Annotated in this window: 13 protein-coding genes; 9 read left to right on the top strand and 4 right to left on the bottom strand. The window is 53.0% G+C overall.

Features of this window, described 5'->3' with window-relative positions; all coding sequences use genetic code 11:
- Window positions 1–19: 19 nt before the first annotated feature.
- A complete protein-coding gene (gene degP, locus WFK85_RS11760) occupies window positions 20–1,465 on the top strand; it encodes a serine endoprotease DegP (protein WP_008456911.1) in 1,446 nt (481 codons plus the stop codon).
- 58 nt (window positions 1,466–1,523) lie between these two features.
- On the opposite strand, the gene WFK85_RS11755 is transcribed toward degP, so the two are convergent.
- The 4 genes from WFK85_RS11755 to map form a co-directional block, all read right to left on the bottom strand.
- Complete coding sequence (locus WFK85_RS11755) at window positions 1,524–1,913, bottom strand: DUF3461 family protein (protein ID WP_008456913.1); 390 nt, start codon at window positions 1,911–1,913, stop codon at window positions 1,524–1,526.
- Between the two features lie 110 nt (window positions 1,914–2,023).
- Window positions 2,024–2,848 carry a 2,3,4,5-tetrahydropyridine-2,6-dicarboxylate N-succinyltransferase gene (gene dapD / locus WFK85_RS11750; RefSeq protein ID WP_336707836.1) on the bottom strand — a complete coding sequence of 275 codons (825 nt, stop codon included), beginning with the start codon at window positions 2,846–2,848 and terminating at the stop codon, window positions 2,024–2,026.
- A gap of 97 nt (window positions 2,849–2,945) precedes the next feature.
- Complete coding sequence (gene glnD / locus WFK85_RS11745; RefSeq protein WP_336707837.1) at window positions 2,946–5,618, bottom strand: bifunctional uridylyltransferase/uridylyl-removing protein GlnD; 2,673 nt, start codon at window positions 5,616–5,618, stop codon at window positions 2,946–2,948.
- Between the two features lie 64 nt (window positions 5,619–5,682).
- Complete coding sequence (map, locus tag WFK85_RS11740; RefSeq protein ID WP_039300527.1) at window positions 5,683–6,477, bottom strand: type I methionyl aminopeptidase; 795 nt, start codon at window positions 6,475–6,477, stop codon at window positions 5,683–5,685.
- A 314-nt stretch (window positions 6,478–6,791) separates the two neighbouring features.
- On the opposite strand from map, the gene rpsB reads away from it, so the two are divergent.
- The 8 genes from rpsB to rseP all read left to right on the top strand — a co-directional run bounded on the left by rpsB (window position 6,792) and on the right by rseP (window position 14,622).
- A complete protein-coding gene (rpsB, locus tag WFK85_RS11735; RefSeq protein ID WP_008456923.1) occupies window positions 6,792–7,517 on the top strand; it encodes a 30S ribosomal protein S2 in 726 nt (241 codons plus the stop codon).
- A 135-nt stretch (window positions 7,518–7,652) separates the two neighbouring features.
- A complete protein-coding gene (tsf, locus tag WFK85_RS11730) occupies window positions 7,653–8,504 on the top strand; it encodes a translation elongation factor Ts (protein WP_008456925.1) in 852 nt (283 codons plus the stop codon).
- Window positions 8,505–8,651: 147 nt separating this feature from the next.
- The gene (gene pyrH, locus WFK85_RS11725) at window positions 8,652–9,377 is read left to right on the top strand and encodes a UMP kinase (protein ID WP_008456928.1); all 726 of its coding nucleotides are present in this window, start codon (window positions 8,652–8,654) and stop codon (window positions 9,375–9,377) included.
- A 138-nt stretch (window positions 9,378–9,515) separates the two neighbouring features.
- Window positions 9,516–10,073, top strand: coding sequence for a ribosome recycling factor (gene frr / locus WFK85_RS11720; protein ID WP_008456929.1), 558 nt, complete (start codon window positions 9,516–9,518; stop codon window positions 10,071–10,073).
- 170 nt (window positions 10,074–10,243) lie between these two features.
- A complete protein-coding gene (ispC, locus tag WFK85_RS11715) occupies window positions 10,244–11,443 on the top strand; it encodes a 1-deoxy-D-xylulose-5-phosphate reductoisomerase (protein ID WP_336707839.1) in 1,200 nt (399 codons plus the stop codon).
- Between the two features lie 186 nt (window positions 11,444–11,629).
- Entirely contained in the window at window positions 11,630–12,382 is a 753-nt protein-coding gene (gene ispU, locus WFK85_RS11710) for a (2E,6E)-farnesyl-diphosphate-specific ditrans,polycis-undecaprenyl-diphosphate synthase (RefSeq protein WP_008456932.1), read from the top strand.
- An 18-nt stretch (window positions 12,383–12,400) separates the two neighbouring features.
- Entirely contained in the window at window positions 12,401–13,258 is an 858-nt protein-coding gene (gene cdsA / locus WFK85_RS11705; RefSeq protein ID WP_008456935.1) for a phosphatidate cytidylyltransferase, read from the top strand.
- A gap of 11 nt (window positions 13,259–13,269) precedes the next feature.
- Window positions 13,270–14,622 carry a sigma E protease regulator RseP gene (gene rseP, locus WFK85_RS11700; RefSeq protein WP_008456937.1) on the top strand — a complete coding sequence of 451 codons (1,353 nt, stop codon included), beginning with the start codon at window positions 13,270–13,272 and terminating at the stop codon, window positions 14,620–14,622.
- Window positions 14,623–14,641: the final 19 nt, after the last annotated feature.

Genomic DNA, 14,641 nt, shown 5'->3' with positions numbered 1-14,641 from the left:
TGAAAGTTGAGATGATTCCATGAAAAAAACCACGTTAGCAATGAGTGCGCTGGCTCTTAGTCTGGGTTTGGCGCTGAGTCCGATGTCTGCCTCCGCCGCTGAGACGGCCTCTTCCGCATCTGCTGCGCAGCCGCTGCCAAGCCTTGCGCCGATGCTGGAGCAGGTGATGCCTTCAGTGGTGAGTATCAACGTTGAAGGGAGCACAACGGTAAATACTCCGCGTATGGGGCGTAATTTCCAGCAATTCTTCGGCGACAATTCCCCGTTCTGCCAGGACGGTTCGCCGTTCCAAAGCTCACCTTTCTGCCAGGGCGGTGGCGCTCAGGGCGGTGGTGGTGACGGAGGCAGCCAGCAGCAGAAATTTATGGCCCTGGGCTCTGGGGTAATTATTGATGCGGCGAAAGGCTATGTCGTGACCAACAACCACGTGGTGGATAACGCCACCGTGATTAAAGTTCAGCTAAGCGATGGCCGTAAGTTTGACGCCAAAGTGGTGGGTAAAGACCCACGCTCCGATATCGCGCTGATTCAGCTGCAGGATCCTAAAAATCTGACGGCGATTAAAATTGCCGACTCCGACGCGCTGCGCGTAGGTGATTACACCGTAGCCATCGGTAACCCATATGGCCTGGGCGAAACCGTGACCTCCGGTATCGTTTCTGCGCTGGGCCGTAGCGGCCTGAACGTGGAAAACTACGAAAACTTTATCCAGACCGATGCGGCGATCAACCGCGGTAACTCCGGCGGGGCGCTGGTTAACCTGAACGGCGAGCTTATCGGTATCAACACGGCGATTCTGGCCCCGGACGGCGGCAACATCGGTATCGGCTTTGCTATCCCGAGTAACATGGTGAAAAACCTGACCGCTCAGATGGTGCAGTACGGTCAGGTTCGTCGCGGCGAGCTGGGGATTATGGGCACTGAGCTGAACTCCGAGCTGGCGAAAGCGATGAAAGTCGACGCTCAGCGTGGCGCGTTTGTCAGCCAGGTCATGCCGAACTCTTCCGCGGCTAAAGCAGGGATCAAAGCAGGGGATGTGATCACCACGCTGAACGGCAAGGCGATCAGTAGTTTTGCCGCACTGCGCGCAGAAGTGGGTTCTATGCCAGTGGGCAGCAAAATCTCGCTGGGTCTGCTGCGTGATGGCAAGCCAGTGACGGTGAGTCTGGAGCTGCAGCAAAGCACTCAGAATCAGGTTGATGCCGCCACTATCTTCACCGGTATTGAAGGTGCGGAGATGAGCAACCGCGGCGGTAAAGACCAGAAAGGCGTGCAGGTCACCAGCGTGAAGCCAAATACCCCGGCCGCGCGTATTGGCCTGAAAAAAGGTGACATTATCGTCGGCGTGAACCAGCAGGCGGTGAACAATATCGCTGAGCTGCGTAAAGTGATGGACAGCAAGCCGTCGGTGATGGCGCTGAGCATCCAGCGCGGTGATGCGCAGATTTACCTTCTGATGCAGTAATCTTCGTGTAGAGCTGAAAAGGGCCGCGTTTGCGGCCCTTTTTTTATTGAGTTCTGCACTACTTATTGCGAGTCAGTTTTTCCAGATCGGATTCAATTTCGCTGATCTTGTTGGTCACCACGGACTCGAGGTGGCGCAAATCGTCGAGGATCTTACGCTTAAGATCGACTTCGGTGCGGTCACGCTGGCAAAGCTGATCGAGTTCATCGATGACATAGCGCAGGTTGGGGCTGATCTCCTGCACTTCTTTGTAGCCCTGGCCTACGCCATCGGCCACCACGGTTTTGCGCTGGCGTGGGTATTTAAACTTCACGCTTTTGGCAAAAAACTCGCCCTTATCCTTCTGGAAATAGACTTTCAGGATATCGTTGTTGGCTTCCTGCCGGAGGCTGTAACGATCGATTTCATCAGGATTGGTAATACCCAGACTTTTTAAATTATCGTACATAAGCGGTACCCTTCAATATCAATAACCATTAGAGAGTTAACGGAAAATTCCTTTTCCGCTAGTGCCAGATGCAAAAAAGGCGGGATAACCCGCCTTTTGATGCAAAAAACTTAGTCGATGGTACGCAGCAGTTCGTTGATGCCCACTTTACCGCGGGTTTTGGCGTCTACTTTCTTCACGATCACCGCACAGTACAGGCTGTAAGAGCCGTCTTTAGAAGGCAGGTTGCCGGAAACGACAACGGAGCCTGCTGGCACGCGGCCGTAGTGGACTTCACCTGTTTCGCGATCATAGATGCGGGTGCTTTGGCCGATGTAAACGCCCATGGAGATCACGGAACCTTCTTCAACGATCACGCCTTCAACCACTTCGGAACGCGCGCCGATGAAGCAGTTGTCTTCGATGATGGTTGGGTTAGCCTGCAGTGGTTCCAGTACGCCACCGATGCCGACACCGCCGGACAGGTGAACGTTTTTACCGATCTGCGCGCAAGAGCCCACGGTTGCCCAGGTGTCGACCATGGTGCCTTCATCAACATAAGCACCGATATTGACGTAGGAAGGCATCAGCACGGTGTTACGTGCGATGAACGCGCCCTGGCGTACTGCCGCCGGTGGCACAACGCGGAAACCTTCTTTCTGGAAGCGCGCTTCGTCGTAGTCGGCGAATTTCATCGGGACTTTATCGAAATAGCGGCTTTCTGCACCTTCGATAACTTTGTTGTCGTTAATGCGGAAAGAAAGCAGTACCGCCTTCTTCAGCCACTGGTGAGTGACCCACTGGCCATCAATTTTTTCAGCAACGCGCAGCGCACCGCTGTCGAGCAGGGCAATCACCTGATTTACCGCTTCGCGGGTCACGGTATCAACATTTGCCGGGGTGATCCCGGCGCGACGCTCGAAAGCGGTTTCGATTACATTTTGTAGCTGCTGCATGATGAACATTTCCTGATTGTGACTTACCTTTCAACTTTTGGGCGACAATCAACTTGACTGTCGCTTTCGGGCTAAAAAGGTAAAAAATAAAAGACCGTTATTTATCGTTTGGATTAAGGGCCGCTGTCAACCGTTGCTGCACTTCCTGCTGGAGCACATTATTAAGTGCACGCCGGTCTGCGGTGGCGATTATAAATAAATCTTCTACTCGCTCACCAATTGTCGTAATTCTCGCCCCGTAGAGCGAAATACCGAGGTCGGCGAACACTTCACCCACCCTGGCCAAAAGACCCGGCTGATCGAGCGCAATCAGCTCAAGGAACGTACGCCGGTCGGTGTGCGTTGGCAGGAAATTGACTTCGGTATCGACGGTAAAGTGACGCAGTTTTGCCGACTGACGGCGTGGCTGCGGTGGCTGCCAGGTCGTCTGGGTGATCGCCTGTTCGAGGCTGTGGCGAATAATATTGTGTCGGTCAATGGACAGCGGGCTGCCATCGGGCTCGAGCACGATAAAGGTGTCCATCGCCATACCGTCGCGGGTCGTGAAGATCTGCGCGTCGTGAACACTGAGATTACGACGGTCGAGTTCGGCGCAGACGGCGGCAAACAGATAAGGCCTGTCCGGGCTCCAGATAAAGATCTCCGTGCCGCCGCGCGTTGCCTGCGGGCTCAGCAGGATCATTGGCTGACTAAGATCGTGCTTCAGCAAATGCCGGGCATGCCACGCGATCTGGTTTGGCGTATGGCGAACAAAGTAGTTTGCCCGGCAGCGCGCCCAGATGTGATGCAGCGCTTCCTCATTAATGTTGTCCATCCGCAGCAGGGCAAGCGCCTGAAGCTGGTGGTGACGAACACGTTCGCGCATATCCGGGCTGTTCTGCATCCCGCGGCGCAGCTGTTTCTCGGTGGCGAAGTACAGCTCACGCAGCAGGCTTTGCTTCCAGCTGTTCCACAGCGTTTCATTGGTTGCGCAGATATCCGCCACCGTCAGGCAGACCAGATAGCGCAGGCGGTTTTCGGTCTGCACCTCTTCGGCAAACTGTTTAATGACTTCAGGATCCTGAATATCACGGCGCTGAGCGGTGACGGACATCAGTAGATGCTGACGGACCAGCCACGCAACCAACTGAGTTTCCCGGGAGTTAAGGCCATGAAGCTCGGCAAATTTCAGCACGTCCTGCGCGCCCAGCACGGAATGATCGCCGCCTCGCCCTTTGGCGATATCGTGGAAGAGAGCGGCGATTAAAATCAGCTCAGGATGGGAAAGGCGCGGCCAAAGATCGACGCACAGCGGGTGCTTAGAGCGAATTTCTTCTTTCGCGAAGCTTTCCAGCTTTTGCAGGACGCGAATGGTGTGTTCATCCACGGTGTAGGCGTGGAACAGGTCGAACTGCATCTGACCGACAATATGCGACCACTGCGGCATATAGGCCCACAACACGCTATGGCGATGCATTGGCACCAGCGCACGGCTTACCGCGCCAGGATGACGCAGCATCACCAGAAACAGCTCGCGCGCTTCCGGGATGTAGCAGAGCGGTTGGGTAAGATGACGGCGGGCGTGACGAAGGTGGCGCAGCGTCGTGGAGTAAATGCCGGTGATGTCGCGGTTACGCACCATCATGTAAAACATGCGCAGAATAGCCTGCGGCTCGCGCATAAACAGGGTTTCATCCCGCAGATCGATAAGCGTGCCGCGAAGCTGGAAGTCATCATCCAGCGGGCGCGGTTTTTCGCTGGCATCGAGCGCCAGAATGGCTTCATCGAACAGTTGCAAAAGCATCTGGTTCAATTCGCCCACGCGGCGAGTGACGCGGTAGAAGTCCTTCATCATGTGTTCGACCGGCTCGTTGCCTTCGCCGCTGTAGTGCAGGCGCTGGGCCACGCTAAGCTGGCGGTCAAACAGCAGCCGGTTGTCGTAGCGATTGACTTCCAGATGCAGGGCAAAGCGAATGCGCCACAGCAAATGCTGGCATTCATCCAGCTCTTTACGCTCTGCTTCAGTCAGGAAACCAAAGTCCACCATTTCGCCCATGGAGGTGGCGCCGAAGTGACGGCGGGCAACCCACTGCAGCGTGTGAATGTCACGCAGGCCGCCAGGACTGCTTTTGATGTCGGGCTCAAGGTTGTAGCTGGTGCCGTGATAGCGCTGGTGACGCTCGTTTTGCTCTTCGACTTTGGCGGCAAAGAATTTTGCCGACGGCCAGAAACCTTCGCTGAAAATGTGTTTCTGAAGCTCAAGGAACAGGGCGACATCGCCAATTAACAAGCGAGATTCGATGAGGTTAGTGGCGACCGTCAGATCGGACAAGCCTTCCAGCAGGCACTCTTCCAGCGTACGTACGCTGTGGCCCACTTCCAGCTTCACGTCCCAAAGCAGGGTCAGCAACTCGCCGATACTCTGCGCCTGGGCGTCCGTTAGCCGTTTTCTACTCAGAATCAGGAGATCGATATCCGACAGCGGGTGAAGCTCGGCGCGGCCATAGCCGCCCACGGCAACCAGCGCGGCTTCGGGAACATCGGCAAAGCCGTAGGCAATCCACAGCCGCTGCAGCAGCTGATCGATAAATTCGGTGCGGGCATCTATAAGCCGTTCAGCGGAAACGCCGCTATCGAAGGCTTTACCCAGCCATTTCTGGAAAGTGTCTAAGTGCGACTTGATGTCTGCGCAGTTAAGTTCGGCTTCCTGCCAGCTGTTTGGATAGTCCGGCTGGCCGGCGATCTCGGGTTCGGTGGTGTTGGCAAACTGCTCTGGCAAAGCTGGACTCATTGTGCGCTACCCATAAAAAAAGCCGGCTCAGGGCCGGCTTAGATTGCTGACTGACGCCAGGGCATCATTCGTTATGCGAAATCACTGCCGGGATGGTGTCATCTTTACGCAGGGTCATAATCTCGCAGCCGTTCTCCGTCACCACAATAGTATGCTCGTATTGAGCAGACAAGCTGCGATCTTTGGTTTTCACCGTCCAGCCGTCTTTCATAGTACGAATGCGGTAATCACCGGCGTTAACCATCGGTTCAATGGTGAAGGTCATGCCCGGCTGAAGCACTACGCCGCCGTCATCTGCGTCATAGTGAAGTACCTGAGGTTCCTCATGGAATACGCGACCAATGCCGTGGCCACAGTACTCACGTACGACGGAGAAACCTTCTGCTTCAACAAACTTCTGGATTGCCGCGCCGAGCGTGCGCAGGCGGATGCCCGGTTTCACCATGCGTAGCGCGAGATACAGGCTTTCCTGGGTGATGCGGCACAGGCGTTCGCCGAGAATCGTCGGCTTGCCTACGATGAACATCTTAGAGGTGTCGCCGTGGTATTCGTCTTTGATAACGGTCACGTCGATATTGACGATATCACCGTCTTTCAGCACTTTTTCATCATCTGGAATGCCGTGGCAAACCACTTCGTTGATAGAAATACAGACGGATTTTGGGAAGCCGTGATAGCCCAGACAAGCGGAAATAGCCTGCTGTTCATTCACGATGTAATCATTACAGATGCGATCCAGCTCGCCGGTGGTAATGCCCGGTTTAACGTGGGATTCGATCATTTCCAGTACTTCGGCAGCCAGGCGGCCAGCGACGCGCATTTTTTCGATTTCTTCAGGTGTCTTAATTGAGATAGCCATATCAGATCCGCAGATGTCGATAACGTCGACATGAAATGAGCAGGGAAGTTGCTGTAATGTTATCAGGGGGGGCGTCTCCCTGCAAAATTGAGAATCATCAAGTGCGTATCACGGCAACAACTATTGGAGTCTGGGCGCCATTTATGGTATAAAGCGCGCCGGACTTGTATTCCGATTTTTCGGGTACAGCCAAATACGCTCACTTTGTGTAAATAACACACACGTATCGACACATATTCCGGGGTGCCCTTTGGGGTCGGCAATATGGGATACGTGGAGGCATAACCCCATACTTTATATAGAGGTTTTAAAACATGGCTACTGTTTCCATGCGCGACATGCTCAAGGCTGGTGTTCACTTCGGTCACCAGACCCGTTACTGGAACCCGAAAATGAAGCCTTTCATCTTCGGCGCACGTAACAAAGTTCACATCATCAACCTTGAGAAAACTGTACCAATGTTCAACGAAGCTCTGGCTGAACTGAACAAGATTTCTTCTCGCAAAGGCAAAATCCTTTTCGTTGGTACTAAACGCGCTGCAAGCGAAGCGGTGAAAGACGCTGCTAACAGCTGCGATCAGTTCTTCGTGAACCATCGCTGGTTGGGCGGCATGCTGACTAACTGGAAAACCGTTCGTCAGTCCATCAAACGTCTGAAAGACCTGGAAACTCAGGCTCAAGACGGTACTTTCGACAAGCTGACTAAGAAAGAAGCGCTGATGCGCACTCGTGAGCTGGACAAGCTGGAAAACAGCCTGGGCGGTATCAAAGACATGGGCGGCCTGCCGGACGCACTGTTTGTTATCGATGCCGATCACGAGCACATCGCTATCAAAGAAGCAAACAACCTGGGTATCCCAGTATTTGCTATCGTTGATACCAACTCTGATCCGGACGGTGTTGATTTCGTTATCCCTGGTAACGACGATGCTATCCGTGCTGTTAGCCTGTACCTGGGCGCTGTAGCTGCAACCGTTCGTGAAGGCCGTTCTCAGGATCTGGCTTCCCAGGCGGAAGAAAGCTTCGTAGAAGCAGAATAATAAGGCACGCTCGCTAGAGCCCTTATTTAACCAGGTAGTATCTAGTTTGGTTAGGGGCCTTTTTATGGCCCCTTTTTCACTTTTAAGCCCGTCTGGCCAATGCGCCGGGCAGGCAACATCTCCGAGGATTTTAGAATGGCTGAAATTACCGCATCCCTGGTAAAAGAGCTGCGTGAGCGTACTGGCGCTGGCATGATGGATTGTAAAAAAGCGCTGACCGAAGCCAACGGCGACATCGAGCTGGCAATCGAGAACATGCGTAAATCCGGTGCGATCAAAGCGGCTAAAAAAGCAGGCAACGTTGCTGCTGACGGCGTGATCATCACTAAGATCGACGGCAACTACGGCGTGATTCTGGAAGTTAACTGCCAGACTGACTTCGTTGCTAAAGACGGCGGTTTCCAGGCATTTGCTAACAAAGTTCTGGATGCAGCAGTCGCGGGTAAAATCACCGACGTTGAAGTTCTGAAAGCGCAGTTTGAAGAAGAGCGCGTTGCACTGGTTGCTAAAATCGGTGAGAACATCAACATCCGTCGCGTTTCTTCCCTGGAAGGCGAAGTTCTGGGTTCTTACCAGCACGGCGCACGTATCGGTGTTCTGGTTGCCGCTAAAGGTGCTGATGAAGAGCTGGTTAAACAGCTGGCCATGCACATCGCTGCAAGCAAGCCTGAGTTCGTTAAGCCTGAAGACGTTTCTGCAGAAGTTGTAGAGAAAGAGTACCAGGTTCAGCTGGACATCGCGATGCAGTCCGGTAAACCAAAAGAAATCGCAGAGAAAATGGTTGAAGGCCGCATGAAGAAATTCACCGGTGAAGTTTCTCTGACTGGTCAGCCGTTCGTTATGGACCCAAGCAAAACTGTTGCTCAGCTGCTGAAAGAGCACAATGCTGACGTAACTAACTTCATCCGCTTCGAAGTGGGTGAAGGTATCGAGAAAGTTGAGACTGACTTTGCAGCAGAAGTTGCTGCCATGTCCAAGCAGTCTTAATGGTTTAAAAGGAACCGCCAACCGGCGGTTCCTTTTTATCCAGCCTTACAATTTCAGAGCGCTCCGTTAGGCGAGCAGACTGAAATGCGACAGAATGTCGCCAGAATTAACCATCCCCCATTCGTTGACTGTTCTCAGGAAAGAAACATGGCTACCAATGCAAAACCCGTCTACAAACGTATTCTGCTCAAACTGAGCGGCGAAGCTCTGCAAGGCACAGAAGGCTTTGGTATTGACGCGAGTATTCTGGACCGTATGGCTCAGGAAATTAAAGAGCTGGTGGAACTTGGCATTCAGGTCGGGGTGGTAATCGGCGGTGGCAATTTATTCCGTGGTGCGGGCCTGGCTAAAGCCGGCATGAACCGCGTCGTGGGCGACCACATGGGCATGCTGGCGACCGTAATGAATGGCCTGGCGATGCGCGATGCGCTCCACCGCGCCTATGTGAACGCCCGCCTGATGTCCGCTATTCCATTGAATGGCGTTTGTGATAACTACAGCTGGGCTGAAGCGATCAGCCTGCTGCGCGCTAACCGCGTAGTTATCCTGTCTGCCGGTACCGGTAACCCGTTCTTTACCACTGACTCTGCGGCCTGCCTGCGTGGAATCGAAATCGAAGCAGACGTGGTACTGAAAGCCACTAAAGTGGATGGCGTGTTTACCGCCGATCCGGCAAAAGATCCTGCTGCAACCATGTACGATCAGCTGACCTACAGTGAAGTGCTGGATAAAGAGCTGAAAGTGATGGATCTTGCCGCATTCACCCTTGCTCGTGACCACAAATTGCCGATCCGCGTGTTCAACATGAACAAGCCGGGTGCGCTGCGTCGTGTGGTAATGGGTGAGAAAGAAGGCACTTTAATTACTGAATAATTTCAGTTGCCCGGTAATCAGGGTAAGATTTGGCTTTATCTACAGCCAGGAATAAACAGGGCTATACTTAGCCTGCGGCGTTGCAGCTGCAGAGAATAAGCGTGGTCTGCCTTAAACCAGTTTTCAAGGATTCGTAACGTGATTAGCGATATCAGAAAAGATGCTGAAGTGCGTATGGATAAATGCGTCGAAGCGTTTAAAAACCAAATCAGCAAAATCCGTACCGGCCGCGCTTCTCCAAGCCTGCTGGACGGCATCGTCGTAGAATACTACGGCACACCAACGCCGCTGCGCCAGTTGGCCAGCGTCACCGTTGAAGATACCCGTACTCTGAAGATCAACGTCTTCGATCGTTCTATGGGCCCGGCGGTAGAGAAAGCGATCATGGCCTCTGACCTTGGTCTGAACCCAAGCTCTGCGGGCACCGATATCCGTGTTCCACTGCCTCCGCTGACCGAAGAGCGTCGTAAAGACCTGATCAAAGTGGTACGTGGCGAAGCCGAAGGCGCACGCGTGGCTGTTCGTAACGTTCGCCGCGACGCTAACGATAAAGTTAAAGCGCTGTTGAAAGACAAAGAGATCAGTGAAGATGACGATCGCCGTTCTCAGGACGACGTGCAGAAGCTGACTGATGCTGCTATCAAGAAAGTGGATGCGGCTCTGTCTGAAAAAGAAACCGAGCTGATGCAGTTCTAATCCACAATTTCTGTGGAAAATTCGCCGCCCAGTAAGCCCTCGCGCACCGCGAAGCGTTTACGGGCGGCGTTTTGCTTTATAAAAACGTCAAGTAAAGGCGTAGACAATGGGCGTCCCGCGCCGCAAACTATTGCGCCATTAATCCTTCATTTTACGACCCCGAGTACCTCATGAAGCAGCTCACTATTCTTGGTTCCACCGGCTCTATTGGCGTCAGCACGCTTAGCGTCGTTCGTCATAATCCTGAAAAATTTGCCGTTACGGCTCTGGTTGCGGGCACTAATGTCGGGAAAATGGTGGAGCAGTGCCTGGCGTTCTCGCCGAAGTATGCGGTCATGGCCAGTGAGTCTGCGGCGGCGGAAGTCCGTCGTACCCTGAAAGAGCAGGGGAGTAAAACTGAAGTCTTGGCCGGTAAGCAGGCCGCTTGCGAAGTTGCTACGCTTGACGAAGTGGATCAGGTGATGGCTGCTATTGTGGGCGTGGCAGGGCTGTCTTCAACGCTTGCCGCTATCTCCGCCGGTAAGCAGGTTCTGCTGGCGAACAAAGAGTCGCTGATTACCTGCGGGCGTTTGTTTATGGAAGCGGTTGCTCGTAGCAAAGCGCAGTTGTTGCCTATCGATAGCGAACATAACGCCATTTTTCAGAGTATGCCGGAAACAATCCAGCGTAACCTGGGATACGCTAGCCTCGAAGATAATGGCGTGTCGTCTATTATCCTCACCGGATCGGGTGGCCCGTTCCGGGAAACGGCTTATGCAGACCTGACGGCGATGACGCCGGATCAGGCATGCAGCCACCCGAACTGGTCGATGGGGCGTAAGATTTCCGTCGACTCTGCCACTATGATGAACAAAGGTCTCGAATACATTGAAGCTCGCTGGTTGTTCAACGCTTCAGCTGCACAAATGGAAGTGCTGATTCACCCTCAGTCTGTCATTCATTCTATGGTTCGTTACCGCGATGGCAGCGTGCTGGCTCAGCTTGGTGAGCCCGACATGCGTACGCCTATTGCCCATGCGATGGCTTACCCCGCGCGCGTAGAATCTGGTGTTACACCACTCGATTTCTGCAAAATCGGTTCGCTGACTTTCATGGAACCTGATTTTGAGCGCTATCCATGCCTTAAGTTAGCCATTGATGCCAGCGCGCAGGGGCAGGCGGCGACAACCGCGCTAAATGCGGCAAACGAAGTGGTTGTTGAGGCGTTCCTGAATCAGCAGGTCAGATTTACGGATATCGCAGTGCTGAACCGCAGCGTGCTGGATCAAATGAATTTAACTGATCCACAAAGTGTGGATGAAGTGCTTAGTGTGGACGCTGTTGCTCGTGAAATCGCCAGGAAACAAGTGATGCACCTCTCAAGCCGGTGATAATTCATCCGGCTGAAGTGCCGCCATTTGTTCGCTTTGTGCTTCAGTGATATAGTCTGCGCCACTTAATCGCCAGATGTGACTGAGCGTTGAGTGGGAAGCCGTGTCACAACACGGCTTTTTTATGCACCAGGCTTCAATATTCCTGAGTACCGCTTAATTTTTTTCAGGGAATCATTACGCGTTATGTTGTCTGCTAATCAACAATTAAGCGAATCCTTAACTACGCATGGCGCCCGCCATGTTGCCATCATCATGGATGGCAACGGCCGATGGGCTAAGCGTCAGGGTAAAATGAGGGTTTTCGGTCATAAAGCTGGCGCGAAATCGGTACGCCGCGCTGTGACTTTTGCAGCGAATAACGGTATCGATGCGCTGACGCTTTACGCTTTTAGCAGCGAGAACTGGAACCGCCCCGCTCAGGAAGTGACCGCGTTGATGGAGCTGTTCGTCTGGGCATTAGACAGTGAGGTGAAAAGCCTGCACCGTCATAATGTTCGCTTGCGTATTATCGGCGATACCAGCCGATTTAATCTCCGCCTGCAGGAAAGAATCAAAAAAGCTGAAGCATTAACCAGTGAGAACACTGGGCTGACGCTCAATATCGCTGCGAATTATGGCGGGCGTTGGGATATCATTCAGGGAGTGCGACAGCTTGCGTCGCAGGTGCAGGAAGGCTTATTGCGCCCGGATCAGATAGATGAAGAACTGCTCGGTCAGCAGATCTGCATGCATGAACTGGCTCCCGTAGATTTAGTAATTAGGACAGGAGGAGAGCATCGCATCAGTAACTTCCTCATCTGGCAAATTGCCTATGCGGAACTTTATTTTACCGATGTTCTTTGGCCTGATTTCGATGAACAAGACTTTGAAGGTGCGCTAAATGCTTTTGCAAACCGAGAGCGTCGTTTTGGTGGCACAGCACCTGGTGGTGAATAAGCCTGTTGGGGGTCACTTTTGCTGAAGTATCGCCTGATTTCCGCGTTTATTATGATTCCCGTTGTCATCGCGGCGCTGTTTTGGCTTCCGCCAGTAGGATTTGCGATTGCTACGCTGGTGATTTGTATGCTGGCCGCATGGGAATGGGGGCAACTCGCCGGTTTTGTTGCGCGTTCGCAACGTGTCTGGTTGGCGGTGCTATGTGGTCTGTTGCTTGCCGTCATGCTGATTTCGTTGCCGGAGTATCGGCATTCGGTGCATTTGCCGATAATCGAATTCTCACTCTGGGCATCGCTAGTGTGGTGGGTAGCGGCGCTGTTGCTGGTTCTGTTCTATCCGGCTTCTGCGGCGCTATGGCGTAATTCCAAACCGCTTCGCCTGGTCTTTGGCCTGCTGACCATTGTTCCCTTCTTCTGGGGCATGGTAGCGTTGCGCAGCTGGCATTATGATATTAACCACTACAGCGGCTCTGTTTGGTTACTGTATGTGATGTTCCTGGTCTGGGGCGCAGACTCTGGCGCTTATGTCTTCGGGAAGATGTTTGGCAAGCATAAACTTGCGCCAAAGGTTTCTCCTGGCAAGACCTGGCAAGGGTTTATTGGTGGCCTTGCGACTTCTGCCGTCATCTCGTTGTTGTTCGGCATGTGGGCGAATTTGAACGTGGCACCTGTTGTTCTGCTAACCTGTTCCATTGTTGCCGCGCTGGCTTCCGTTTTAGGTGATTTGACCGAAAGTATGTTCAAACGCGAAGCAGGGATTAAAGATAGTGGTCACCTTATCCCGGGACATGGTGGTATTCTTGACCGCATTGACAGCCTGACAGCGGCAGTGCCGGTGTTTGCCTGTCTGCTGCTTCTGGTATTCAGGACGATTTAACGGAAGGTTTTATGTTGAGCATACTCTGGAATTTGGCTGCGTTTATCGTTGCACTGGGTGTTTTAATTACCGTGCACGAGTTCGGCCATTTTTGGGTTGCTCGCCGCTGTGGCGTTCGTGTGGAACGCTTCTCCATCGGGTTTGGTAAGGCGCTTTGGCGTCGTACTGACCGTCAGGGAACCGAATTTGTTATCGCGCTGATCCCGCTGGGTGGCTACGTTAAAATGCTGGATGAACGCGTTGAGCCGGTGCTGCCGGAGATGCGTCATGCTGCTTTTAACAATAAAACGGTTTCTCAGCGAGCGGCGATTATCGCCGCTGGCCCAATCGCTAACTTCATCTTCGCTATCTTTGCCTATTGGCTGGTGTTTATCATTGGCATTCCCAGCCTGCGTCCAGTGATCGGTGAAATAACCCCCAACTCTATCGCGGCGGAAGCACAAATTAGCGCTGGCATGGAACTAAAAGCGATAGATGGTATCGAAACGCCTGATTGGGATGCTGTTCGTTTAGCTTTAATCGGTAAGATTGGCGATGCGAGCGCGAGAGTGTCTTATGCGCCGTTTGGGACAAATCAAACGCGTGATGTCACCCTTGATCTAAGCCATTGGCAGTTTGAGCCTGATAAGCAGGATCCGGTCGTATCACTTGGATTCAGGCCCCGTGGTCCGCAAATTGAAAACGTGCTGGACGAAGTTCAGCCGCAGTCCGCGGCCAATAAGGCAGGTTTGCAAGCGGGGGACAGGATCGTTAAAGTCAACGGTCAGCCACTCCTTCAATGGAGTGAGTTTGTTAACCTGGTGCGTGACAATCCAGGTCAGCCGCTAGCCTTAGAGATTGAAAGACAGGGGAGCCCCTTGTCTTTGACGCTGATACCGGATACAAAACCGGGTAAAGCGAAGGCAGAAGGGTTTGCAGGGGTAGTACCTAAAATTATCCCGCTGCCCGACGAGTACAAAACAGTGCGTCAGTATGGGCCGTTTACCGCTGTAGCAGAAGCCACGGATAAAACCTGGCAACTGATGAAGCTGACGGTCAACATGCTGGGGAAATTAATAACCGGTGATGTAAAACTGAACAACCTCAGTGGGCCAATCTCCATAGCTCAAGGGGCAGGTATGTCGGCGGAATATGGGTTAATTTACTTCCTGATGTTCCTGGCGCTTATCAGCGTCAACTTAGGGATCATTAACCTGTTTCCTCTTCCCGTCCTTGACGGCGGGCACCTGCTCTTTTTGGCGGTTGAGAAACTGAAAGGCACTCCGGTTTCCGAGCGAGTTCAGGACTTCAGTTATCGCATTGGCTCTATTTTGCTGGTGCTATTAATGGGGCTTGCACTTTTCAATGATTTCTCTCGTTTATAGAGAGAATTAGGTTAGGAAG

The sequence above is a fragment of the Cedecea sp. VD22 genome, assembly GCF_037150195.1.
Classification (GTDB): Bacteria; Pseudomonadota; Gammaproteobacteria; order Enterobacterales; family Enterobacteriaceae; genus Cedecea.
Note: the sequence above shows the minus strand (reverse complement) of the source record. Positions and strands in the feature narration are given on the sequence as shown.

Coding starts and splice junctions, on each gene's coding strand:
- degP (WP_008456911.1), top strand. CDS start 20: ATGAAAAAAACCACGTTAGCAATGAGTGCGCTGGCTCTTAGTCTGGGT.
- WFK85_RS11755 (WP_008456913.1), bottom strand. CDS start 1,913: ATGTACGATAATTTAAAAAGTCTGGGTATTACCAATCCTGATGAAATC.
- dapD (WP_336707836.1), bottom strand. CDS start 2,848: ATGCAGCAGCTACAAAATGTAATCGAAACCGCTTTCGAGCGTCGCGCC.
- glnD (WP_336707837.1), bottom strand. CDS start 5,618: ATGAGTCCAGCTTTGCCAGAGCAGTTTGCCAACACCACCGAACCCGAG.
- map (WP_039300527.1), bottom strand. CDS start 6,477: ATGGCTATCTCAATTAAGACACCTGAAGAAATCGAAAAAATGCGCGTC.
- rpsB (WP_008456923.1), top strand. CDS start 6,792: ATGGCTACTGTTTCCATGCGCGACATGCTCAAGGCTGGTGTTCACTTC.
- tsf (WP_008456925.1), top strand. CDS start 7,653: ATGGCTGAAATTACCGCATCCCTGGTAAAAGAGCTGCGTGAGCGTACT.
- pyrH (WP_008456928.1), top strand. CDS start 8,652: ATGGCTACCAATGCAAAACCCGTCTACAAACGTATTCTGCTCAAACTG.
- ispC (WP_336707839.1), top strand. CDS start 10,244: ATGAAGCAGCTCACTATTCTTGGTTCCACCGGCTCTATTGGCGTCAGC.
- ispU (WP_008456932.1), top strand. CDS start 11,630: ATGTTGTCTGCTAATCAACAATTAAGCGAATCCTTAACTACGCATGGC.
- rseP (WP_008456937.1), top strand. CDS start 13,270: ATGTTGAGCATACTCTGGAATTTGGCTGCGTTTATCGTTGCACTGGGT.